The sequence below is a fragment of the Salinithrix halophila genome, from assembly GCF_042650125.1.
Classification (GTDB): Bacteria; Bacillota; Bacilli; order Thermoactinomycetales; family DSM-45169; genus Salinithrix; species Salinithrix halophila.
Genome location: NZ_JBHSAP010000018.1, coordinates 596,206 through 619,731 on the forward strand (window position 1 = coordinate 596,206; position 23,526 = coordinate 619,731).

General features: G+C 53.2%; 24 protein-coding genes and 1 pseudogene. 11 read left to right on the forward strand and 14 right to left on the reverse strand.

Going from position 1 to position 23,526, the window contains the following annotated elements:
* Positions 1–62: 62 nt before the first annotated feature.
* The 3 genes and pseudogenes from ACFOUO_RS15990 to ACFOUO_RS16000 form a co-directional block, all read right to left on the reverse strand.
* Positions 63–965, reverse strand: coding sequence for a cation diffusion facilitator family transporter (locus ACFOUO_RS15990; protein ID WP_380706133.1), 903 nt, complete (start codon positions 963–965; stop codon positions 63–65).
* An 84-nt stretch (positions 966–1,049) separates the two neighbouring features.
* Positions 1,050–3,189 (reverse strand): annotated as a pseudogene (secD, locus tag ACFOUO_RS15995) (protein translocase subunit SecD).
* 106 nt (positions 3,190–3,295) lie between these two features.
* Positions 3,296–3,595, reverse strand: coding sequence for a post-transcriptional regulator (locus tag ACFOUO_RS16000; protein WP_380706134.1), 300 nt, complete (start codon positions 3,593–3,595; stop codon positions 3,296–3,298).
* 290 nt (positions 3,596–3,885) lie between these two features.
* Here ACFOUO_RS16000 and spoVB point away from each other — a divergent pair, with 290 nt between their 5' ends.
* Positions 3,886–5,472 (forward strand): stage V sporulation protein B, encoded by a 1,587-nt coding sequence (gene spoVB, locus ACFOUO_RS16005; RefSeq protein ID WP_380706279.1) that lies wholly within the window; start codon positions 3,886–3,888, stop codon positions 5,470–5,472.
* Between the two features lie 21 nt (positions 5,473–5,493).
* On the opposite strand, the gene ACFOUO_RS16010 is transcribed toward spoVB, so the two are convergent.
* Positions 5,494–6,153: a DUF421 domain-containing protein gene (locus tag ACFOUO_RS16010; protein ID WP_380706135.1), complete on the reverse strand. Its 660-nt coding sequence runs from the start codon at positions 6,151–6,153 to the stop codon at positions 5,494–5,496.
* 133 nt (positions 6,154–6,286) lie between these two features.
* Between ACFOUO_RS16010 and ACFOUO_RS16015 the strand changes: the two genes are divergently transcribed.
* Both ACFOUO_RS16015 and ACFOUO_RS16020 read left to right on the forward strand, forming a co-directional pair.
* Positions 6,287–6,685, forward strand: a complete 399-nt coding sequence (locus ACFOUO_RS16015; RefSeq protein WP_380706136.1) for a TIGR04086 family membrane protein — start codon at positions 6,287–6,289, stop codon at positions 6,683–6,685.
* Between the two features lie 139 nt (positions 6,686–6,824).
* The gene (locus ACFOUO_RS16020) at positions 6,825–7,673 is read left to right on the forward strand and encodes a phosphatase PAP2 family protein (protein WP_380706137.1); all 849 of its coding nucleotides are present in this window, start codon (positions 6,825–6,827) and stop codon (positions 7,671–7,673) included.
* A 99-nt stretch (positions 7,674–7,772) separates the two neighbouring features.
* Here ACFOUO_RS16020 and yajC read toward each other — a convergent pair whose 3' ends face one another.
* The 7 genes from yajC to ruvC all read right to left on the reverse strand — a co-directional run bounded on the left by yajC (position 7,773) and on the right by ruvC (position 12,855).
* Positions 7,773–8,081: a preprotein translocase subunit YajC gene (yajC, locus tag ACFOUO_RS16025; RefSeq protein WP_380706138.1), complete on the reverse strand. Its 309-nt coding sequence runs from the start codon at positions 8,079–8,081 to the stop codon at positions 7,773–7,775.
* 60 nt (positions 8,082–8,141) lie between these two features.
* A complete protein-coding gene (gene tgt / locus ACFOUO_RS16030; protein ID WP_380706139.1) occupies positions 8,142–9,284 on the reverse strand; it encodes a tRNA guanosine(34) transglycosylase Tgt in 1,143 nt (380 codons plus the stop codon).
* A gap of 109 nt (positions 9,285–9,393) precedes the next feature.
* Positions 9,394–10,425, reverse strand: a complete 1,032-nt coding sequence (gene queA, locus ACFOUO_RS16035) for a tRNA preQ1(34) S-adenosylmethionine ribosyltransferase-isomerase QueA (protein ID WP_380706140.1) — start codon at positions 10,423–10,425, stop codon at positions 9,394–9,396.
* 76 nt (positions 10,426–10,501) lie between these two features.
* Entirely contained in the window at positions 10,502–10,720 is a 219-nt protein-coding gene (locus tag ACFOUO_RS16040; RefSeq protein ID WP_380706141.1) for a DUF2905 domain-containing protein, read from the reverse strand.
* A complete protein-coding gene (gene ruvB / locus ACFOUO_RS16045) occupies positions 10,717–11,715 on the reverse strand; it encodes a Holliday junction branch migration DNA helicase RuvB (RefSeq protein WP_380706142.1) in 999 nt (332 codons plus the stop codon). The genes ACFOUO_RS16040 and ruvB overlap by 4 nt, the downstream gene beginning before the upstream one ends.
* A gap of 22 nt (positions 11,716–11,737) precedes the next feature.
* Positions 11,738–12,352: a Holliday junction branch migration protein RuvA gene (gene ruvA, locus ACFOUO_RS16050; RefSeq protein WP_380706143.1), complete on the reverse strand. Its 615-nt coding sequence runs from the start codon at positions 12,350–12,352 to the stop codon at positions 11,738–11,740.
* A complete protein-coding gene (gene ruvC / locus ACFOUO_RS16055; protein WP_380706144.1) occupies positions 12,349–12,855 on the reverse strand; it encodes a crossover junction endodeoxyribonuclease RuvC in 507 nt (168 codons plus the stop codon). Before ruvC ends, ruvA begins: the two co-directional genes overlap by 4 nt.
* Before the next feature lie 301 nt (positions 12,856–13,156).
* Here ruvC and ACFOUO_RS16060 point away from each other — a divergent pair, with 301 nt between their 5' ends.
* The 8 genes from ACFOUO_RS16060 (at position 13,157) to ACFOUO_RS16095 (ending at position 20,557) form a co-directional block, all read left to right on the forward strand.
* On the forward strand, positions 13,157–13,630 hold the full coding sequence (locus tag ACFOUO_RS16060) for a hypothetical protein (RefSeq protein WP_380706145.1): 474 nt from the start codon (positions 13,157–13,159) through the stop codon (positions 13,628–13,630).
* A 275-nt stretch (positions 13,631–13,905) separates the two neighbouring features.
* Entirely contained in the window at positions 13,906–14,844 is a 939-nt protein-coding gene (locus ACFOUO_RS16065; protein ID WP_380706146.1) for a metal ABC transporter solute-binding protein, Zn/Mn family, read from the forward strand.
* 49 nt (positions 14,845–14,893) lie between these two features.
* A complete protein-coding gene (locus ACFOUO_RS16070) occupies positions 14,894–15,655 on the forward strand; it encodes a metal ABC transporter ATP-binding protein (RefSeq protein WP_380706147.1) in 762 nt (253 codons plus the stop codon).
* 5 nt (positions 15,656–15,660) lie between these two features.
* Entirely contained in the window at positions 15,661–16,968 is a 1,308-nt protein-coding gene (locus ACFOUO_RS16075) for a metal ABC transporter permease (RefSeq protein WP_380706148.1), read from the forward strand.
* A complete protein-coding gene (locus ACFOUO_RS16080) occupies positions 16,965–17,864 on the forward strand; it encodes a metal ABC transporter permease (RefSeq protein ID WP_380706149.1) in 900 nt (299 codons plus the stop codon). Before ACFOUO_RS16075 ends, ACFOUO_RS16080 begins: the two co-directional genes overlap by 4 nt.
* A gap of 284 nt (positions 17,865–18,148) precedes the next feature.
* Positions 18,149–18,397 (forward strand): FeoA family protein, encoded by a 249-nt coding sequence (locus ACFOUO_RS16085; protein ID WP_380706150.1) that lies wholly within the window; start codon positions 18,149–18,151, stop codon positions 18,395–18,397.
* 5 nt (positions 18,398–18,402) lie between these two features.
* A complete protein-coding gene (locus tag ACFOUO_RS16090; protein WP_380706151.1) occupies positions 18,403–19,185 on the forward strand; it encodes a FeoB small GTPase domain-containing protein in 783 nt (260 codons plus the stop codon).
* On the forward strand, positions 19,148–20,557 hold the full coding sequence (locus tag ACFOUO_RS16095) for a nucleoside recognition domain-containing protein (protein ID WP_380706152.1): 1,410 nt from the start codon (positions 19,148–19,150) through the stop codon (positions 20,555–20,557). Before ACFOUO_RS16090 ends, ACFOUO_RS16095 begins: the two co-directional genes overlap by 38 nt.
* A gap of 129 nt (positions 20,558–20,686) precedes the next feature.
* On the opposite strand, the gene ACFOUO_RS16100 is transcribed toward ACFOUO_RS16095, so the two are convergent.
* The 3 genes from ACFOUO_RS16100 to ACFOUO_RS16110 form a co-directional block, all read right to left on the reverse strand.
* A complete protein-coding gene (locus tag ACFOUO_RS16100; protein ID WP_380706153.1) occupies positions 20,687–21,439 on the reverse strand; it encodes a YebC/PmpR family DNA-binding transcriptional regulator in 753 nt (250 codons plus the stop codon).
* Positions 21,440–21,660: 221 nt separating this feature from the next.
* Positions 21,661–22,596 (reverse strand): phosphotransferase, encoded by a 936-nt coding sequence (locus ACFOUO_RS16105; RefSeq protein WP_380706154.1) that lies wholly within the window; start codon positions 22,594–22,596, stop codon positions 21,661–21,663.
* A 22-nt stretch (positions 22,597–22,618) separates the two neighbouring features.
* Positions 22,619–23,497 (reverse strand): LysM peptidoglycan-binding domain-containing protein, encoded by an 879-nt coding sequence (locus tag ACFOUO_RS16110; protein WP_380706155.1) that lies wholly within the window; start codon positions 23,495–23,497, stop codon positions 22,619–22,621.
* Between the last annotated feature and the right edge of the window lie 29 nt (positions 23,498–23,526).

A 23,526-nucleotide genomic window follows, 5' to 3' on the forward strand; every position in this document is an offset into this window, starting at 1 on the left:
ATTTGCCGTTTCCCATTATAGCACAAGAAACCCCTCCTGCCTTTTTAAAAGGTCCCTCCCACCTATCCTTTTTCCTTCGCATGGTAGGGGTTAATGTGGACAAACACATCCAGCACGTGGTCGAATTGTTCCATCAATGCCTCCTTCACTTGTTTACCGATATGGTGACCTTCTTCAACACTGATCGTGGGTTTCACTGCTACCTTAATATCCACGATCACATAAAACCCATGCTCCCTCGCCCGCAACTCATCGACTCGCTCTACACCCGGCACACCGGCGGCTGATTTCCACAATTCCTCGGCATCTTCCTCATGCAGGATATGGTCCAACGTATTATGTATCGATTCCCGCGCCAACGTATAGCCCATCTTCAACACCAGGATCGATACCAAGATCCCCGCGACGGCATCGGAATAGACCAGAGCAGGAATTCCCAACCACTCTCCGATAATCGCCCCCCCGATCCCAATCAAAGCGGCCATCGAGGAGTATACATCAGAACGGTGTTCCCAGGCGTTGGCGATAATCGCCTGGCTGCGGATCCGTTTTCCCAGGCGATATTTATATTGAAACATCCCCTCCTTCACTACGATGGATACAAAAGCAGCCCCCACCGCCGGCCAACCCGGAGCGCTCACTTCTGCAAAGAGGGCTTTCACCGAACCAAGTCCGATCTCTACTCCCACTACACCCAGAAGCACCGCAACGATAATAGCCGTGATGGATTCTGCTTTCCCATGCCCATAGGGGTGATCTTCATCCGGAGGCTGCTTCGCCGCCCTCACCCCGATCAGCACCGCCAGGGAGCCGACAACATCGGAAGCGGAATGAGCGGCATCTGCTGTCAGGGCGCGGCTGTTGAAGAGGATACCGACGACTCCCTTGAGCACCGCCAGAACCAGATTTCCTAGAATGCCAACCCAAGCGCCTTTTTCCGCCAGCCGGTATTGCTCCGATTGCATACGAAGATTCTCCCTTCGCAAGAAAGGCCGCGGGAATTCCCGCGGCCGGTCCGTACTTTCAGTTTATGGTAATCCATCTCTCTTTTATTCAGCGGTCCTGGCTTTTAGCCGATTTTTCTCCATGGAGCGCCACTTCCACCCCACCCAGATCTGGCTAGCAATACAGATGGAGGAGTAGGCTCCTGAAATGAGGCCTAGCAGGAGAGCGAGGGAGAAATACTTGATGCTTTCCCCTCCGAACAAGAGTAACGCCGCGGCGGCGAAGACAACAGTAAGCGCCGTATTAATAGAACGTACCAGCGTTTGCTGGATACTAGCGTTTACTAAGGTGGACAGGTCCTCCCATCGTTTGGGCTTTTCCGTCTCTAGGTTTTCCCGGATACGGTCGAAGATGACGATCGTATCGTTGACCGAATACCCGACGATGGTAAGGATGGCCGCAATAAAGACCAGATCCACCTCCCACTGGAACAGGGAAAAGAGGCTGATGGTAAACAAAGCGTCATAAAACAGGGCAATTACCGCAGCAACGGCGAAGCGGTACTCAAACCGCAGGGTGACATAGAGGATAATCCCCAAGGAAGCGATCAGGACAGAAATCAACGCGTTTCGGGCCAGCTCCCGCCCCACGATCGGCTCTACCTTCTGTTCGTTGACGCTGACCTGCTTACCGTAGTCCTTTTTGAAGGCATCCCGGATCTCGTTCACCTTGTCCAACTTGAGCGTTTCATCGGTACGGAAGATGAGCAGATTCCCATCGGCTCCCGCTTTTCGTGTATTGGGTTTCTCATAACCCAGCGATTCCAGTTTCGCGTTGGCCTTCTCCAGTTTGTAAGGCTTTCCGATGCTGACATCCACCCGAGTACCGCTGACAAAATCGATCCCCAGGTTGAGCCCTTGGACCAGCAGGGAACCGATACCGAATAAGATCGTGACGGCGGAAAAGAGGAAGAACCATTTCCGGGCTTTGACAAAATCAAATTTATAGTTCACTGATCTCATCCTCCTTCACACCGAACCAGCCGGGCTTCCGCAACAGGTTGGATCGAACCAACAAGGTAAGAAGGATACGGGAGAGTCCTACCGCTGTCAGGAAACTGACTGCGATCCCCACCATCAGGGCCACAGAGAAGCCTCGTACACTGGAAGTGCCGAAGTAAAAGAGAACTGCCGCAGCGATCATAGTCGTGATATTAGCGTCGAAGATGGTGAGGAAAGAGCGTTTCGAACCGCTTTTGGCAGAGGCAGGAATACTCTTGCCCACCCGGAGTTCATCTTTGATCCGCTCATACATAATGATATTGGCGTCGACCGCCATCCCGATACCCAGGATGTAAGCGGCGATTCCCGGCAAAGTAAGCGTGACCCCGAGAAGGGAGAAGGTCAGTAGGACCAAATAGCTGTAACTGATCAAGGTGAGGACGGCAATCAACCCCGGAAGGCGATAGTACCCGATCATAAACAAGAAGATGAAACCGATGGCATACAGACCTGCGATCAAGCTTTGTTGCAAGGATGCCTGCCCTAAGCTGGCACTGACAGCATTGGACTGTATTTCCTTCAGTTTCACAGGAAGGGAACCTGCGTTCAAGAGATCAGCCAGTTCTTGGGCCTTTTCGACAGTGAAACTCCCCGATATTTGAGCAGAACCGTTTGGAATTCGCTCATTGATGACGGGGCTACTCAATTGCTTATCATCCAAATAGATGGGAATGGGTTTGCCTATGTACTTCTCAGTCAGATTGGCATATCGTTCTTTGTCCTTGAATGAGAGAGAAACGGCAGGCCTCCCATGTTGATCATAGTCCTGCTTTGCGCTGCCCTCGACCAGATCCGTGCCTCTAAGGAGCACCTTTTTTCCCGAGGGATCCCGAAATTCCAGGACAGCGGGCTTCCCAAGAATTTTACGAGCTTTGTCCGGATCTTTCACTCCAGCGAGGGAAACCCGGAGCCGGTTCTTCCCTTCGACGGAGATCTCCGGTTCTGTCACGCCGAGTACGTCAATCCGTTTGCTTAGTGCCTTCGACGCATCGCTCAATACGTTCGGCGTGATGTTCTGTCCTTTCTCTAAAGGCTGGGCCTCATAGAGAACTTCAAAACCGCCCTGCAAGTCCAGGCCCAGGGTTATCTTGTTGATAACCGGTTGGGTCGTCGCCCCCACGATGGCCAAAATGGCCAGCACCAACAGGGAGAAAACAACGATTCTTCCCTTGCGAACCTTCATGCTGACGCTCCTCCTTCAATTGAAGAAAACCACTCCCATTATCCCAAGACAACCGAAGCATGTCAATTTATACCGGCAGCCAAATCCAGCATAAAAAATCCGGGCATCACTGGTCGCCCGGGGATTTGTAGACGCTGACCATCAGCCAGTTCATAAAACGTGTCGCTTTCAGCGAAAGGATGTCATTAACCAGGCGATTGAGCCGAGGCCAGCCTCGGCGATAGCTCTCGGAGACGCAGGCCCAGACTTGTTCACCCGTAACATTTTCGTAGCCGTATAGGCGGAATTCTTCAGCCTTGCTGTTGCACAGGTCTTCAATACACTGCATCAGTTCCGATTCGCTCAAGAGTTCCACCGAGGTTTTCCGCTGTCGGCTGACCGGCTTCAGCGATGTCTGTCTCACCATGTTCCTTCCCTCCCTATGTCCGGTGCAATCCCGGAGAAGGTTCATTTATTTCTATCATGACACACCCGTGGCATCGTCGCCACTGGAGGTTTCCACCGGGTAATCAGAATCCCGGATATTTAGAGGGTATCCCCCCTCGTTTCAGATCAAATCTATCTGAAACATAGCTAGTTAAATCGTACCAAAAAAATATCGGACTGGCGAGAGGGAAGACCGGTTTTGCAGTCATGAAGACGAGAGACAAGCGCATAAGCTTGTATTAGCTAACAACCTCGTCAGGAAGGAGGGGCATCCATTTGACCAAGCAATCGTTCCTCCACGGGACCCTCATCCTCGTCGGGGCGGGTTTCGTAACCAAAGTGCTCGGTTTCGTCTACCGAATCGCGCTCTCCCGTCTCATCGGAGACGAAGGGATGGGCCTGTTCCAGATGGCCTTCCCCATCTTGATCTTTGCCATCACCATTACAACAGCGGGTCTGCCCGTCGCCATCTCCAAATTGGTTTCTGAAGCGGAAGCCGTCAAGGATGAACGACGAGTCCGGGCTATTCTGATTGTGTCCATTCTGATTGTCACAGTTTCCAGCACCCTTTTTACCGGACTGATCTTGCTAACCGCTCCGGTGATCGCCCATACCCTGCTCACGGACGAGCGGGCGATCTACCCTTTGATCGGCATCGCCCCTATCCTTCCCATCGTCGCGGTCTCCTCCATCTTTCGGGGTTATTTCCAGGGACGGCAGCATATGAGCCCTTATGCTTTTTCCCAGATTGTTGAGCAAATTGTGCGGATCTTTACTGTTTTACTGCTGGCTCGCTATCTCCTTCCCTACGGGGTCGAATATGCTGCTGCAGGAGCGATGGTTGGGATAGTAATCGGGGAAGGGGCAGGCATGCTCTTTCTCCTCCATTCCTACAAGAAAGACCCGGCAAGGCCACCGATCAAGTTCAAAGTAAAAGAAGCCCTCCGCTTCGGAGCATGGAGGCGGTTCCATACCACCACTCGACGACTGATGCGAATCGCCCTGCCCGTCACCGCCAGCCGGATGGTCGGCTCTCTCTCATACGCCGTGGAGCCGATCGTCGTCGCTCAGAGTCTGGCGGTCGCCGGCATCACTGTTGCCGCCTCCACTGCCCTCTACGGCCAGTTGGAGGGGATGGCGATTCCTTTGCTCTTCTTCCCGGCTTTTATTACTTACGCCCTTTCCGTCTCCCTCGTCCCGGCCATTTCTGAAGCAGCGGCTCAGGGACACCACCGAACCGTGGAGCATCGCCTCAATCAGGCACTCCGCCTCTCTCTCGTTGTCGGTGGCCCCTGTGCCATGATCCTATTCATATTGGCCGAGCCTCTGACCACCCTCCTCTATCACAATGTCTCCGTAGCCCGGTTGTTGCAGATTATGGCCCCCTTCGCCGTCTTTCTTTACATCCAGGGCCCGCTGTCAGCCGTTCTTCAAGGGCTGGACAAAGCGAAAGACGCCATGCGTAATTCCATCTTCGGTGCCATTATCAAAACGGTGCTTATTTTTCTGCTCGGCTCCCAGCCCAGCCTGGGAATCGACGGGGTAGTACTCGCCATTAACTGCGGAATTGTTATCGTTACCGCCCTTCATTTTATCAGTGTCATGCGCCATGTCCCCTTTACCCTAATGGCCGGAGACACCTTGAAACTCGCATTGGCGGTGGCAGGAATGGGGGCGGCTGGCTGGTGGGTGTTCCATACCCTTGAGGGAGCCCTTCTCACCCGTGTCCTAATCGCAACGGGATCCAGCTTCTCTGTCTATCTGGCCGGTTTGATCCTTCTGTCCCTCGTCAAAAAAGAGGACGTCCGACGCATCCCCTATGTCGGGAAATGGATGGCTCCCTTACTCCCCCGTTAACCACACCCTCTGCCTGTCCATTTATTCATCGTTCCGCAGGTCGATGTACAGCCTGCCCCTATCGTCGATACTAGCGAAAAAAATCTCATGGATATCCTGGTAACCGTATTGCTGTAGTTGGCGGGATAACCAGGATCGGTCCTCGCCGATCCGGTCCAGTCCGTCCTCTTGCACCCGCCCGTCGATAATAAGGGGAATCGGAAGCCGGACCCGCTTCTGTGCCCCGTCTGCTTTCCGTTCAAAGACAGACAGCTTTCCGGTCGTTTCCAGAATCGCAAATTCCACATCCGCCACATTGGCAATATTGCTCTCACGCAATTGCAGCATGAGATCGTCCACATTATAACGAAGTTTTCGCATGTTTTTTTCTTGAATCTTTCCGTTTTTAATTAAGGTTGTCGGGGTCCCTTCAATTAAATGGCGGATCGGGGAACTTTTCATGGAGATATATGCCAGGAAAACTTGGATGGAAAACATGACAACGATCGGGATCATTCCCTTTAAAATAGACACCTTGACATCTTCCACGGACAAAACGGCAAATTCAGCAATCATAATGGAAACTACCAGATCGAAGACAGACAGCTTGCCGATTTCCCGTTTCCCCATTAAACGCATAATGACCAGGATAAAAAAATAGATGACAATCGTACGTAAAAGGGTTATCCACAATTCCGCCATGATTGTTCCCCCCTTGAAGCCGCTCTTCATAGCTTCCACTGAAGTTCTTTGTTTTATCACGCTCGCCATCCCGAATAAATAAGGAGACACGCTCATATTCATGTACAAAACCTTTTGACCGGGGGTGCTTAACATGAAACAGGCTACAACAGAAAGTCCCTCCCACCCACTGCTGCGATCCCCGCTTCTATCCGGAATGGCTGTCGTACTTGGAACGGTACTTTCCGGATCGATCGCCACCGCGATGCTGCTCCGTTTCACCAGTCTCGCAGAGGCCTCGCTTCCTTACTTTACCTATGGGATCAACGGAGCGGCCCTTATAGCCGGGGGATGGATCGCAGGGAGAAGGGCAGGACGAAAAGGCTGGTTATATGGGGGGTTGACAGGCATCCTGTATGTCCTTCTCATCCTCGTCATCGGCTTCCTCGCCTTCAACACCACCATGCGCGTGCAACCTTTTTTGTTCACTATCTGTGCAACCGGCTTGTCAGCCATTGGCGGAATTTTTGGTGTCAATACGGGAGAGCGGTGATATTTTCCATTCTATGACAGAGCGTTTAAAGTTCCATCTCCGGGGGTAAAGGGAATAGGTATCACAGGAGCACTGCTTCGGTTACCAGAGTAAACCGAAGTTTTCCTTTTTACCGACAAACCGTTCGGAGGTGCGAACGTTGTTTCAATCCGGCACAACGATCCTGCTCACTAGTTTACTTACTTTCCTAACCGTTCTTTTGATATGCCTTCGGAAAAATCCGTTCATTGTTATAAGGGATTTTATCCTCGGTTTAAAACATCATCGATTGCTTTTGTTCCATGTAATTGCCTGCATGGGCATCCTCTTGATGAATAAATTGGAATTGCTGTTAGAACCTCACTTAAACGTTTCGGAAGACTGGACTCCCTACATCGGGATGTTCGAAGAAAACGTCACCCCGATCATTCAGCAGTTATTTATGAATGATTCCTTAACCTATCTAACCACTTATTTTTATGTAATCCTTTTTTCAGTACTTCTTTTCGCTTCCTTGTTTATCTACCACTCGGAACGGGATTTTCGCTCCCTGTATGCCCTACTATACGGGATCGGCTTTAACTATCTGCTGGCCATCCCCTTCTACTTGTTCTTCCCTGTCAATGAAACCTGGCACAGCCACCCGAACATCCAATTCCTCATTCCAACGGTATATCCTGGTTTCGAGGAGCAATATCGAAACTTCTCCGGATTAAACAACTCCTTCCCCAGCCTCCACACTTCTCTTTCGATTACGTTGGCTGTGATTGCATGGCATTCGGTGAACCGGCGTTTCGCCCGGCTCAACCTGCTGTCAGTCGGGGTGATTCTATTTGCCATCCTGTATCTGGGGATCCATTGGTACCTCGACATCATTGCTGGCATCATCCTCGCCTCCGTCAGCCTCGGCCTCGCCTACTGGGCGTGCGAGATACCCCTCGGCACCCCCCGTCCGGGATTATCTCCCCAACGCAAGGCTTCATCAGAACAATACGCCGATCTATCCTAATCCAAAAAACCCGGCCTCTAGGCCGGTTTTTTGGATACACCATTCCTTTCGTGAATATGTAAAAAACCCCGCTAATAGCGGGGCTCCTTCTGCGGAAAGTTACTTCTCTTCCTTTGTTTCCTCTTTCTCTTGGTCTTCCTTCTTCTCTTCAGCCTGGTTAGCTACAGCATTGATGGCGGAACGCTCGAAAAACAGGCGAGTCGTTTCGTTTACCTTCAGGGTGACCCGCTCATCGGTCAGATCCATGATCGTTCCGTGTAATCCGCCAATCGTAACGACCTTATCTCCTTTTTTCAGGGAAGCCAACATCGCGTTCCGTTCCTTTTGCCGTTTCTGTTGCGGACGGAGAAGCAGGAAGTAGAAGATCCCGAAAATGATGATGAGAGGAAGGATTTGGGTCAGATTCATTCTTTTGCCTCCTTGAGATGGTTGTTGGTATACATCAAGGTTAAACCGGGTTCAAACGGGTTAAAAGCCACGCCGGTGCGCTTCTTCAACGGAGCCGTAGTACTTTTCAAAGAAAGCGTTACGGTAGTCGCGCAGGCGGTCTTGCCGGATGGCCTCCCTTACCCCCTCCATGAGCCGAAGAAGGAAATAGAGGTTGTGATACGTGGTTAACCGCAAGCCGAAGGTCTCATCCGCCTTGATCAGATGCCGGAGATATGCCCGGGAGTAGTTGCGACAGGTGTAACAATCGCACTCCGGATCCAGAGGAGAGAAGTCCCGGGCATAGCGGGCGTTTCGGACCACAAGCCGACCTTGGCTAGTCATGGTCGTCCCATTACGGGCAATCCGGGTGGGAAGCACACAGTCAAACATGTCGACCCCGCGCATCACCCCTTCTACCAGTGCATCCGGAGAGCCCACCCCCATCAGGTAGCGCGGTTTCTCCTTGGGCAAAAGGGGAGTCGTGTGTTCCAAGGCCTCGTACATCAATTCCTTGGGCTCCCCGACGGAGAGTCCACCGATGGCATAACCCGGAAGGTCAACCGACGTAATCTGACGGGCGCTCTCCTCCCGCAGATCCCGGTACATGCCCCCTTGGACGATTCCGAAGAGGCCTTGCTCCTCAGGCCGCCGATGAGCTTCAACGCACCGTTGCAACCAGCGGTAGGTACGATCCATGGAGCTACGTACATAGTCCCGGTCAGCCGGATACGGGGGACACTCGTCAAAGGCCATGATAATATCCGCCCCCAGAGAGTTCTGGATCTCAATCGATTTTTCCGGGCTGATAAAGAGGGGTTCCCCGCTCAGGTGGGAGCGGAAGGAGACGCCCTCCTCAGTGATTTTACGCAGATCCGACAGGCTAAATACCTGAAAACCCCCACTGTCGGTCAGGATAGCCCGATCCCAGTTCATGAACCGGTGAAGACCGCCGGCCTCTTCCACCACATCGTGGCCCGGTCGGAGAAAGAGGTGGTATGTATTGGCCAGAATAATGCGGCTACCTATCTCCTTCAATTCTTCCGGACTCATCGTTTTGACCGTAGCCAGCGTTCCCACCGGCATAAAAACAGGGGTCTCAATCGTACCGTGAAGGGTATGTATGCGCCCGAGGCGGGCACCAGTCTGTTTGCATGTCTTAATCAACTCGTAATGAACGGCCAAGGCTGCTCCTCCTACTCGTACCATTATACCTTAGTCCTAATCCTAGATAAACCTATCGGTGGATAGTTGAGACGGAAATGTGTGACAATGCGCTGAACATGGCTTCCTGTCACACAATCAGCATGGCATCCCCAAAGCTGAAAAACCGATACCGTTCCTCCACCGCTTCCCGATACGCCTGCAAGGTAAATTCTGTACCGGCAAAGGCGCTCACCAACATAATGAGTGTCGATTTTGGCAGATGAAAATTGGTCAGCAACCGATCGACAACACGGTATTCATACCCCGGATAGATAAAGATATCGGTCCATCCACTGGCGGCCCGGACTTCACCGAAATCCCGAGCAATTGTCTCCAACGTCCGGACAGAGGTAGTGCCAACCGCGACCACCCGATTCCCATTGCTCTGAGCCTCCCGGATCAGCCCAGCCGCTTCTTCCGAGAGTTCATAATACTCGGCGTGCATGCGATGTTCCTCCACGGATTCGGCGCTTACAGGACGAAACGTACCTAACCCCACATGCAAAGTCAGTGTGGCCACTCGAACACCCTTCTCTTCCGCCCGTCTCAGCAGTTCCGGTGTGAAATGAAGGCCGGCAGTCGGTGCCGCAGCGGATCCGACTTCGGCAGAATAAACCGTCTGGTATCGCTCCCCTTCTTCCAATTCCTCATGGATATAGGGAGGAAGGGGCATTTTCCCCAATTCCTCGAGCAGCTTTTCCAAATCTGACACCGCATATTCCAGACGGAAGATGCGGCCACCAGCAACTTCCGCCTCCCTCTCTACGACCGCTCGCAGCTTTCCGTTGCCGAATTGAACCACAGTTCCCGGTTTAACCCGCTTGGCCGGTTTGACCAGCGCTTCCCAACGATCCTCTCCCAAAGGTTTTAATAACAGCACTTCAATCCGGGCTCCTGTCTCCTCCTTGCTCCCGATGAGACGAGCCGGCCTTACTCGGGTATTATTCAGTACCAATACATCACCCGGTTGAAGGTATTCCAATAAATCGGGAAACCGCCGGTGCTGAACGGAACCGTCCTTCCGATCCAACACCATCAGGCGGGAGGAGGATCGGTCTTTTAAGGGTGTCTGAGCAATCAATTCTTCGGGGAGATCAAAATCAAATAAGGACACATCCATTTATCAAAAGCTCCAATCCATATCAATTTATCCCTTAGGGTACCCGATGAGCTCATACATGAGAAACGCCCGCTCCTCACCGGAACAGGCGAATCAAATACAGGACAACCGACAGGACGACGCTGATCAGAATGCTGGTGACGACCGGAAAGTAGAACTTGAAGTTTTCCTTCTCAACCACGATGTCCCCCGGTAGACGTCCCAAGTGGAGGAACCGACCACCTACCTGCCACAAGAGACCGATTACCACGAGAGCGATACCGACGAAGATCAGTAGTTTGGCAATCGGGTTCATTGGGGATTTTCCACTCCAAAGTGTTGGTAACAGCGGGGGGTGGCCATTCTGCCTCGAGGAGTCCGTTGCAAAAAACCAATTTGCATCAGGTACGGTTCGTAAACATCTTCTACGGTATGGGCCTCCTCCCCGATTGTAGCCGCAATCGTTTCCAACCCTACCGGTCCTCCTCGAAAATGGTCGATAATTGAACGCAGCAATTTGTGATCCACCTGATCCAATCCCAGTTTATCCACCTGAATCCGATCCAATGCGTCCCGTGCAGCCTCTGCCGTAATGATTCCTTCCCCCTGCACCTGGACAAAGTCACGCACCCGCTTCAGAAGGCGATTGGCTACCCGGGGGGTTCCTCTGGCCCGACATGCAACCTCTTCAGCCCCATCCTCCCGGATCGCTATACCGAGCAGGTCTGCCGACCGGGAAACGATTAGGGAAAGTTCTTCCAGCGTATAATACTCCAGCCGGCTCATCACCCCAAACCGGTCCCGAAGGGGGGATGAGAGAGAGCCCGCCCGTGTCGTCGCCCCTACCAGGGTGAAAGGGGGCAGATCAAGGCGAACGGATCGTGCACTGGGCCCTTTGCCAATCACAATGTCGAGGGCAAAGTCCTCCATCGCCGGATAGAGGACTTCTTCCACACTTCGGTTGAGCCGATGAATCTCGTCGATAAAGAGGAGATCCCCATGCTGCAGGTTGGTCAAAATCGCGGCCAGATCCCCTGGACGTTCAATAGCGGGGCCTGAAGTCGTCCGCACTTGGACTCCCAACTCATTGGCAATGATATGAGAAAGGGTGGTTTTCCCCAGCCCCGGCGGACCGTAGAGCAAGACATGATCCAGCGTCTCTTGCCGCATCTTAGCCGCTTCTATGTACACCTTTAGGTTGTCTTTCACACGGGCCTGGCCGATATATTCTTTTAAATAACGAGGACGCAGACTGAATTCAACGGTTTCGTCCTCCATCGCCATATGGGAAGAGATGATCCTCTCCTCCATTCCATCCCTCCTCCTTTTCCTCTCAACCCTTCACCGATACCTGAAGTGCTCTCCGGATCCAGCCATCCAAGGCGGGTTCCTCATCCTCAAAAGAGTCCCGTGCTTGCCGGACAGCCGCTTCCGCTTCCCCTTCATTATAGCCCAGGGCCATAAGGGCTTCAATTGCCTCCGCTAAGGCGGGGGAACCAGGTCTAGAGGCTTCTTTCGGAAGGTCCGATTCTGCCAACAGACGGGTCCAACCCGCCTTTTCCAGCTTGTCCTTCAGGTCGAGGACGATGCGTTGGGCTGTTTTCTTGCCGATCCCAGGCAGTTTGGTCAAAAAACGGAGATCTTCCCGCTGTACCGCTTCCACCAGCGTGGCCGGAGACCCCGCCCCGATCACCGCAAGGGCTACCTTGGGCCCGATGCCGGATACCTCCAGAAGCAGGCGAAACAGATCCCGCTCTTCAGCATCCTTAAAGCCGTACAACAATTGGGCATCTTCCCGTACAACATGATGGGTAAAAATGCGGATTTCTTCCCCTTCTTTCCATTGAAAGGGGTTGGCGCAGAACAAGCGGTAACCCACTCCTGCTGCCTCAACGACAACGGTATCGACGGTGTGGTAGGCTACCCGTCCTCGGACATAATCGATCATCTTTTCCACCCCCGGGTGTCGATTCGATCGGTAAAGGTCGTTGAGTGAGCCTGGCAGATAGCGACACCGAGAGCGTCCGCCACATCATCGGGGCGTGGGATTTCTGGAAGAGTGAGCAGCATTTTAACCATCTCCTGCACCTGTTTCTTTTGCGCTCCGCCATAACCCACTACCGCCATCTTTACTTCCATCGGCGTATATTCGGTGATAACAGCCCCAGCCTCCTCCGCCGCCAGCGTTAACACTCCCCGAGCTTGGCCAACATCGAAAGCCGTTGTCACGTTTCGGTTGAAAAAAAGTTTTTCAATCGCCACCACATCAGGGCGGTACCGGGCAAATAACGCCGTACTGGCATCATAAATCTGCTTCAGCCGGGTCGAGGTAGCCGTTTTTGCCGGCGTTTGGATACTGCCGTAATCGACGGCTTTCAGTTGATTACCCCGTCGGTCGACAACCCCGTACCCAACGATGGCGATCCCCGGATCGATCCCCATAATTCTCACAAAAGCCCCTCCCACTCTGCGAACATTCATTCTCCCATGAGGCTGATTATATCACATTCCATGAGTGTTTCGCCCCACGTCGCACATCGGTATATAAATGCCTTCCCGGCACTTTATCTGGCTAAATATCCGCAAGGAATCTTTCTACGGAAAGGGACTCTTGGAAAACAAACGATTGTGATAAGCGATACACGAATTTATGTATCCCCTTATAAAAAGGGGGAATGGAAGCGACAATTCAAGCGGAAACTCGTAGGGAGGAGCTTGCCCCTCACATCCGACCCTATGGGAGTGAATGACAATGAATAGAAATCGATGGATGTCCCTCCTTCTCCATTTGGCTGTATGGGGAATGTTGTCCGGCTGCGCCCAGAATTTAACCGCCCCGGAAAAAGCCGCCGTACGGTTCTACAAGGAAGTCTGGGTAGAGGGGAACGTAGAGCAGGCACAGCGGATGTTAGACCGCCCCGACAAAGTGAAAGAAATCGGCTGGCGGGTGCAAGAAGTCCAAAATGAGGAAAGAAAAAACCCCCCCATCCTTCTCGTTCAGTCCCCCACGGACCGTCAGATGGGGACTCATACCATCCTGATCCACCGCCCTTCGGACAAACGAGATTATAAAGTGCGTCTCCAACTCCGGAACGGGGAATGGAAAGTGGTTAAATTCGAACAGAACTTTGACCCCCGGGCTGGTGGTTATGTCAGCCAAGATGCCTACCAACGCCTTGGTCAAGAATATCCTGAGATTCAATGGAAACGGGTGGATAGCCCGTAGCCCTCAGAACCCCTTCCAAACCGATGGCTCCCCCGAAGTGTTCGGGGATTTTTTGTTTTGATTCATCCCCGTACCTCTGAAACAAATGGCCCCTCCTCCCGATCACGAAAAGGATTGACATTCTTTTACGCATGCGCATAAAATGGAGGTGACGATTTTTTGCCCTAGGGCAAAAATTGTTTCCTTGGTTAAAATAGCTTTGTCCATGAAAAAAATATGCCCAAAAGAATGTATTTATCAACGGGGCAACATTCATTCAACGGAGGTACAAACAGATGAAAAGAACCCATGCCCGACGCGCCATACCCCTCTTTTGCCTCTTCCTTCTTTCTTCCCTCCTCCTGAGCGCCTGCGGAACCCAAGGGGAATCCTCCATCCCACAAGACCGCCCCATCGAGGTGACTGCCACCACCGGGATGGTGGGAGATATCGTCAAAAACGTCGGTGGAGACCGCGTAAAGGTCACCACCTTAATGGGACCCGGGGTAGACCCTCACCTATACAAGGCATCGCAAGGGGACATTAACAAATTGAACCATGCAAACATGATCTTTTACAATGGACTCCATCTTGAAGGGAAAATGACCGACATCCTGAAAAAGATCGGTGAAGAAAAGCCCGTGACAGCCGTCGCCGACGATATTGACAAATCCCGTCTACTTACAAGCTCGGGACAGGCCGACCCCCACATCTGGTTCGATGTAAATCTGTGGATGGAAGCAGTGACTAATGCCGAAAAAGCGTTAGCGAAAGCGGACCCGAAACACCGGGCGGACTATGAAAAACGAGCGGAGAACTATATCAGCAAACTGGAACATCTGGACCGCTACGCAAAAAAAGAGATCCAAAGCATTCCCGATGAACGGAGAGTCCTGGTGACTGCACACGACGCCTTTGGCTACTTCGGCCAAGCTTATGACATCGAAGTGGTCGGACTCCAGGGGCTTAGCACCGCCTCAGAATACGGGCTGAGAGACGTCCAACGGATCGTAAACTTGCTTACGGAACGAAAGATCAAGGCCGTCTTCGTGGAATCCAGTGTCCCCAAGCGTTCCATTCAAGCCGTTGTAAAGGGAACTGAAAAAAAGGGCCACTCGATTCAGATCGGTGGTGAACTCTTCTCCGACGCTATGGGGGAAGCGGGAACGAAGGAGGGCACCTACATCGGCATGGTACGCCATAATGTGGATACAATCGTCTCCGCTCTCAAATGATTGCTGATCGATCCGAACATAACACCAAAGAAATAGGAGGCGAAACCTTATGACGCCCTTTATCCATCCAGTTTCGGTTCGGGACCTTTCTGTCGCCTACCACCGAAAACCAGTCTTGCGCGACCTTTCCTTCGACACTCCAGAAGGAAAATTGATTGGCATCGTTGGCCCCAACGGAGCCGGTAAATCTACCCTTATCAAGGCGATCCTGGGCTTGTTGCCCTTGACCAGCGGCAAAGTGGAAATTTACGGAAAACCCTATAGGGAACAACGGCATATGATCGGGTACGTCCCCCAACGCGAATCGGTTGACTGGGATTTCCCCACCGACGCGCTCGACGTGGTCATGATGGGGCGGTACGGTAAGTTGGGCTGGTTCAAACGACCTAAAGCGGAAGACCGAGAATTCGCTATGGATTGCCTCGAAAAGACGGGTATGGCAGATTTCGCCAATCGTCAGATTAGCCAGCTTTCCGGAGGACAGCAACAGCGAGTTTTCCTCGCCCGTTCCCTCGCCCAGGATGCCCGCATCTATTTCATGGATGAGCCCTTCGTCGGTGTCGACGCTGCCACTGAAAAGGCGATCATCCGCATCTTAGACGAACTGAAAGGGCAGGGCAAGACAGTGTTAGTGGTTCATCACGATCTCCAGACCGTCCGGGAGTACTTCGACTGGTTACTTCTACTCAATCTGCGCCAAATCGCATTCGGCCCTACGGAGCAGGCCTACACCGCCGATAACCTACAAAAGGCCTATGGCGGACGCCTCACCATCCTACCAGAGATGGCCGGCGTCGCCGCGTTGAGGTGAGGGAGATGGACCGATTCCACGAGATCATCCGTTTCCTGTCTGACCCTAACACTGCCTGGGTGTTGGCGGGGACCCTCCTTCTCGGTCTTTCCAGCGGGGTGTTGGGTGCTTTTGCCTTCCTCCGTAAGCGGGGCCTGATGGGCGATGTGCTGGCTCACGCCGCCTTGCCTGGGATCTGTCTCGCTTTCATGCTGACCGGGTCGAAAAACCCCTTCTTCTTCCTTATCGGAGCAACGGTGACCGGGGTGCTCGCCTCCCTAGCAATTAACGGAATCACCCGTTTCTCCCGCATTAAGGAAGACACTGCCCTCGGGTTGGTCCTTTCAGTTTTCTTTGGACTGGGAATCATTTTCCTTACCCAGATTCAACACTCAGAGAACGGAAACCAGAGCGGGCTGGACAAATTCCTGTTCGGCCAATCCGCTTCTCTCGTCGGGGACGATGTCCTTGTGATGGGCGGTGTGGCTCTCTCCCTTCTCCTCTTCTGCTTCTTGTTTTTCAAGGAATTCAAACTCCTCTGTTTCGATCCGGGCTTTGGGCGAAGCCTCGGTTTCCCTGTTGGTCTCCTCGACCTACTGCTCATGGTCATGCTGGTGGTGGCGGTGGTAATCGGCCTTCAGGCGGCCGGAGTCGTGTTGATGGCCGCCCTGATCATCACACCGGCCGCCGCGGCTCGTTATTGGACGGAACGACTCGGTGTGATGGTGGTGCTTTCTGCCCTGATGGGCGCTCTGTCCGGCGTTTTGGGAACCCTATTCAGCGCTTTGGTACACAACCTGCCCACCGGACCCCTAATCGTGGTCGCTGCCACCGTGGTCTTTCTCATCTCCCTCGTTTTTTCCCCGAAACGGGGATTGGTAGCCAAGTGGGCCCGTCTCGCCCGCACACGGCGGGAATGGGCTCAAGAACGAGTATTGACCATCCTCTATGAATCCCGGGAAACCGACGGACTGCATGAGATGGATATGGATGGACTGCTAGAAAGATATGCCTTCTCCCACCGGCGGCTGGAAGCAGCCCTCCGATCCCTGGAACGGGATGGATTTATCACCTGGGAACAGGACGGCTCCCTGATCCGGTGTACGAAGGCTGGATGGCAAAAGGCCTATGATCTGGTGCTCCAGACCCGTCTCACCGAAGTCTGGATGATGCACGAGGAAGAGGTAGGTGGGATGTTACGCGACCGGGAAAACGGAACGATGCGGGAAGACATTCCTGCCGATCTTTTCCGGGAACTGTCGGACCTGCTAGTCCGGCACGGCCGCGAACCAAAATGGAAACCCGGAAACACGGAAGAAGGTGCGACGCGATGAGCATGGGACTCACTATCATGATCACTGGTGCCTTAGTGGCCGCCTCCTGCGGCTTCCTCGGCTGTTTCCTCATTTTGCGCCGAATGGCGATGCTGGGAGATGCGATCAGCCACGCCGTTCTTCCCGGTATCGTGATCGCCTTTTTGATCAGCGGCACACGGGATTCCCTGGCAATGCTAGTCGGGGCAGCGATCCTTGGCCTCCTCTGCACCTTCTTTATCCAGACCCTGAAACAACAAGGAGTACAAAACGACGCTGCCATCAGCGTTACATTTACGGCCCTGTTCGCTATCGGAGTCATCCTCGTCTCCTTATATGCTCGTCAGGTAGACCTCGACCTCGATTGTGTCCTTTATGGAGAAATCGCCTATGTTCCCTGGGACACGTTCATTCTTTTCGGCAACGACATGGGGCCGAAAGCGATTTGGGCCGTGGGCGGCGCTTTTCTCATCAGTCTCATCGTCGTGGGCCTCCTTTTCAAACAATTCAAGTTGGTCACTTTTGATCCTAATATGGCAGCCGCCCTTGGAATCCCGGTCCTATTCATCCACTACCTCTTGATGGGTTTGGTCTCCCTTACCACCGTTGCCTCCTTTGAAAGCGTGGGTGCCATCCTAGTGGTAGCGATGCTAATCGTGCCAGCGGCGACGGCCTATCTCTTGACGGACAAACTGGAAAAGATGCTCGGCTTAAGTGTTCTTACAGGAATCGCCAGCTCGGTGCTAGGATACGGAGCGGCCCTGTGGCTGGACGCTTCTATTGCTGGCACCATGACGGGCGTGGCAGGGCTCCTGTTCTTGCTCGCTCTCCTGTTTTCTCCTCTTCACGGCATTGTTACCCGCTGGTTCATCCGTCATCGGCTTCGGACCGCCCTCTCGAAGGAAGGAATCGACTAGAGTGGAGCAGTGTATGAAAGATTGTCAACCCGACCCCAGTCGGGTTTTATTATTTCTCAACGGTCCTCCCCCCTTCTTCATTTTCCACCCATCCTGGGAGGAACCCTTGACGTTTTTACCCAGTGGGGAGGATGGAGAGTCTTGACAGATGGTGGAACCCCTTATTATAATGAAGTAATAAATAGTTTCCCTAGGGAAACTTACATTGCCTTGGCTAAAAACTTTGTCTCAATACACAACTTTGCAGTGCTACAGAACGACCGCACCGCACGGAGGTCGATCCGATGAACGGACCTGTTGTCATCCCTCTGTCCGAGGCAAAATCCGGGCAAACGTTGCGTGTAAAATCTATCACCCTGGAAGGCACCATGCGACGCCGCCTTCTGGACCTTGGTTTCGTTCCAGGCGCGGAAATCCGTATTCTGCAACGGAGCCCCTTGGGAGATCCCATCGCATTCCGGGTGTGTAACACCACCATCGCACTCAGACGCGAGGAAAGTTCCCGTATTAACGGAGAAATCATCGGAGAGTGAGAGAGATGCCTTTACATTACCATCCGTCGAAAACAGATAAAAACCTACCGGTAAAAACCATGTACCGAGTGGCCTTGGCCGGTAATCCCAACACCGGAAAGAGCACCCTGTTCAACGCACTAACCGGCCTTCGCCAACATACAGGAAACTGGCCGGGAAAAACGGTTCTCCATGCGGAAGGAACCTACGATTTTAACGGCAAGACCTTTAAACTAATCGATTTGCCCGGCACTTACTCCCTTTACTCCAACTCGGCAGACGAGGAAGTGGCTCGGGATTGCATCGTTTTCGAACAGCCGGACGTAACGGTGGTTGTACTGGACGCCACCGCCATGGAACGGAACATGAATCTAGCTCTTCAAGTGCTGGAAATAACAGACCAGGTCATCCTGTGCGTCAATTTGATGGATGAAGCCAGAAAAAAAGGCATCTGGATTGACACCCGCAAACTTTCGGCCAAATTGGGCGTTCCGGTTATCCCGACAACCGCCCGTAATCATGATGGACTCCAGCGTCTACAACGGACCATCGAGGAGATGGTGGAAGGGAAGATCCCGACGCATCCCTATCGGGTCCATTATGGTGAAGAGATAGAGAAGCGAATCGCAGAAATGGAACCCGACATCCGGGCGATTTTTGACGCCCAGCTCCCCTCCCGCTGGATCGCCCTGCGGCTTCTAGACGGGGACCAAAACCTGGTGGATGCCTTGAAAAACCGGCTCAACCGGGACGGAGAGGAGAAGGGATCCCATGGCACAGACCAACCCCTCTATCCAATTGAAGCATGAGGTGCTAGACACCCTTGTCAACCAAGACCGACCAGCAAGAGATTGCTCAACTCGGGACGAGATCGTCGGTCGGATTCACCAGACCAGCCAAAGTATCTGCTCCGAGACCATCCGATATGAAGACAAGGAAAAATTACTACGTTCGGAAAAATGGGACCGCATCGTCACCTCAAAAATCTGGGGGTACCCGATCATGTTCGCCCTTCTGGGGGCTGTGTTCTGGATTACTATCGCCGGGGCTAACGTCCCCTCTTCCATGTTGGCCGAATTTTTCGGCTGGATCGAAGGGTACATGACGTCGGCATTTCGAGCGGTCGGTACACCGGACTGGTTGCATGGCATCCTCGTCTTGGGCCTATATCGGGGAATCAGTTGGGTCGTCAGCGTGATGTTACCGCCTATGGCCATCTTTTTTCCGGTATTCGCCCTGTTGGAGAATTTCGGATATTTGCCCCGTGTAGCCTTTAATATGGACCGCCTGTTTAAACGTTCAGGGGGACACGGAAAACAGAGCTTAACCATGGCTATGGGTTTCGGTTGCAATGCGGCCGCCATTCTATCGACCCGGATTATTGAATCTCCCCGTGAGCGGATGATGGCTATCTTGACAAATAACTTTGTGCCTTGCAATGGCCGGTGGCCAACGTTAATCCTTCTTTCTTCCCTATTCATGGCCGCCGGTTTTTCGGGAGGTGCACACACCCTTGTCACGGCCTCAGTAGTGATGGGAATGGTCCTAATAGGCATCGTGGTCACCCTCGCCGTATCCTGGATCCTGTCCAAGACAGCCCTCCGGGGGGTTCCCACCCATTACACACTGGAACTCCCTCCCTACCGAAAGCCAAAATTTTGGAATACCATTGTCCGTGCCACCCTGGATAAATCGTTATTTGTTCTCCGTCGAGCTGTAGTCATTGCAGCGCCCGCCGGGGTGATCACCTGGATTCTGGCTAACATTTTCGTAGGAGAGTTGAGCGTACTCGAACATGCTGTAGCCTTTCTTGACCCCTTCGCCAAGACTCTCGGACTGGACGGTTTTATCCTGATGGCTTTCATCCTCGGCCTCCCGGCTAATGAGATCGTGTTGCCTATCCTGCTGATGGGTTACCTCTCTACTGGTGCAATGACCGAGGTCACCGATTTGGATGCGTTGAAGCAGGTTTTCCTCAACCACGGATGGACCTGGCTGACCGCCCTCAATATGATGCTTTTTTCCCTGCTTCATTACCCTTGTGGAACGACGCTGATCAACATCTATAAAGAAACCAAAAGCCCCAAGTGGACGTTCTTGTCATTTGCCATCCCCACCGCCCTCGCTGTAGGCGTCACTTTCCTGACCACCCAGACAGCCCAGTTGATGGGTTGGGTTTAAGAAGACTCTCCCAATAGAAAGGCCCTGTTGATTCTGTCAACAGGGCCTTTCTTTTCGAGGAAATCCGCCCTCCTTGGACCGGTCCGGCGTTGGAGAGGGATCGTAGTTGTTTCTCAAGAAAAGAGTGTCTTATCCGCCGTACTTCTCCAGTTCTACATCATCCATTTCAAAGTTGGCATAAACACTTTGTACGTCATCGTGATCTTCCAAGGCTTCCATCAAAGCGAGCATTTTCGGTATCTGCTCCCCAGTGAGGTCGACGGTGTTTTTGGGAACCATCGTCACTTCCGCTGTGGAGAATGGAAAGCCTTCCTCCTCCAACGTATTTTTCACCTCTTCAAAGGCTTCAGGAGAGGTGGTGATTTCAAAGGTCTCCTCCGTTGCCTCGAAATCTTCTGCTCCTGCCTCCAGGGCCAACATCAGCACATCATCTTCTCCCTTGTCGGTATGTTCCCGGTCGATGGTGAGGATGCCTTTTCGCTCGAACATCCAGGCAACACAACCTGCCTCACCCAAGTTTCCGTCCCGTTTGGTAAAGATGTGGCGTACGTCGGCGGCGGTCCGGTTGCGGTTATCAGTGAGGGCCTCCACCATGACGGCGGCTCCTCCAGGACCATAACCCTCGTAAGTGGCAGCCTCATAGTTGCCCCCACCTTCTTCACCGGTTCCTTTTTTAATCGCTCGTTCAATATTGTCATTAGGCATATTTTGGGAACGCGCCTTGGCAATCGCAAGACGCAGCCTTTGGTTTATATCCGGATCTCCGCCCTCTCGAGCCGCCACGGTGATTTCTCGGGACAGTTTGGCAAAGATTTTCCCCCGGAGGGCGTCCTGGCGCCCTTTACGGTGTTGAATGTTTTTCCATTTAGAATGGCCGGCCATCCTGATCACCTCTTTCAATTGCTTCGGGTCCTGCCCAGCCAGTGCTGAATGAGCTAGCCGGGCATGGCAAAGGATCCACCGTCCTTTTCAATGACAGGCGGATCCTATCGACTCCGGCTCTATGGTAATAAAGGTCCTCCCGCCAGCAGGCACTACCCGAGCCGGGACATAAAAAAAGCTTGTGAAATCATGTTCATGATACCACAAGCTTTTTCTTCTTTCTACCAACCGTCGAGGCTCTGGAGAAACGACCGCCAGCGGGGAGTTTCTCGAGCCAATTTTTGAAGGTAGGGGAGAGTCTTTGCCTCTCCGTATCCCTCTTTTTGGTGGAACAGGCCCAGGGCTTCCCTGAAAAACTCGTTGGGAAAGGCGAAGAGTGCCGCCAGCACCTGTTTTTCCGGCGGAGTAAGCGAACGATGCGCCTCATAGGCATCAAGGACTTCCCATGCCACCCGCCCATCCCATCCCTGCTCACTTAAACCTCTGGAGAGAAGCTGCCATAAGTCTCCTACCTGGCAATCATAATCCGCTGTTTCAAAGTCAATTAGCCAAGCTTGATCCCCCAATAGAATATTGTGGCTAGCCAGGTCCCGGTGGGTCAGAGAATGGGTCCTTCGGTCCCAAGCACACAACTCAACCAGGGGAAGCTGTTCCAATCGCTGGAGGGCTTCCCGTCCGTACTCACAGAACTCCTGCCCATATGAACGGAGAAGCGCTCCTGGCTCTCCTCGGTTGCCTACTTCTTTGACAAGGGAGAAAAAGGAACGAAACCGGGACCGAACCTTCTCCGCTAGATTATACCGACCATTCCCTAGCGGATGAATGGTCAACCCTCGCCCCGTCCGGTGGAACCGACCCAACAAATCAGCGACCACCTGAATGTCTTCCTTTCGACGATAACTGGCCCGTTTCCCCTCAATCCACTCGGTAAGTAGCCAACGAACCCCGTCCGTACGAATCGTCGGCATGGGGGTGAACCCCCGAAGCCGCATCTCCCGTTCCACCCATAGCCACCACCGCACATGCCCAGGATGCCGAATCCTCTTTACCACCCATTTTCCTCGGGATGTGGTAACAATCCAATTCCGGTGAAAAGGAATCGCTTCAGAAACCGGCTCTCCCAGAATCTGCCCCCATTCCACCATATGCCCTTCCATGGGTAGCCCTCCGGTTCACTCTCTAGAATTCCTCCCCGGAACTCGATTCAAGGGACTCTTCCTCTTCATAGAGAACCGAGGTAAAATCAGGGGCATGGGAGTTTCCGCTTCCGTACCCTCCAGTCATGGGCCCAGCACCATAACCGGGGGTTCCATACCTAGGGGGCATCGGCGGATAACCCGGAGTATATCCCGGCATGGAACCTGGCGTATATCCGGGTGGCATATAACCTGGGGGGTACCCTGGGCTATAACCAGGCATCCCGCCCATCGGATAACGGGGACCGCAGGGAGCACAGGGTGAATAGCCGAAACCAGGACTCCCGTAGCCGGGCCCGGGAAGCGGGTAGCCATATCCCGGCATGGGGGAGGGGTAGCCACGCCCCCTGTCCGGGCGACACCCTCCCGTGGGCGGTATTGGCTGATATCCACCCCCCGGGGCTCCGCCTGGTATTCCTGGGCTTGATCCCGGTGGCGTATAAGCCGGAGCTTCCGGCATCGGTGGCATCGGCGGCATCTTTGGCATTTCGGGCATCTTTGGCATTTCGGGCATCTTTGGCATTGGTGGCATCTTTGGCATCGGCGGCAGCATAGGGGACGGATATGGCTCTGCCCCCGGTTTTCGCGGGGGCATGGGTCGCATGGGCGCTTCCGGCGATTCTTTGGGATATTCCGGCTTCGGGGGTTGGTGGGGAGGCTTCTCCCCGCTTACTTCCAATTCCTCTTTCTTCTGAACATGGACAGACACCTTGCCCGTTGGAATCTGGACTTTCGTCCCTGGCTCCAAATAATCCGGATCCTGGATGTCACGGTTCATGTCGATCAGCTTCTGAAGCGGAATATCATAGCGTTGGGCAATCTTCCACAACGTGTCTCCCGATTGAACAATGTGAAGCTTCAAATCTCATTCCCTCCCTCAAAAAACAAATA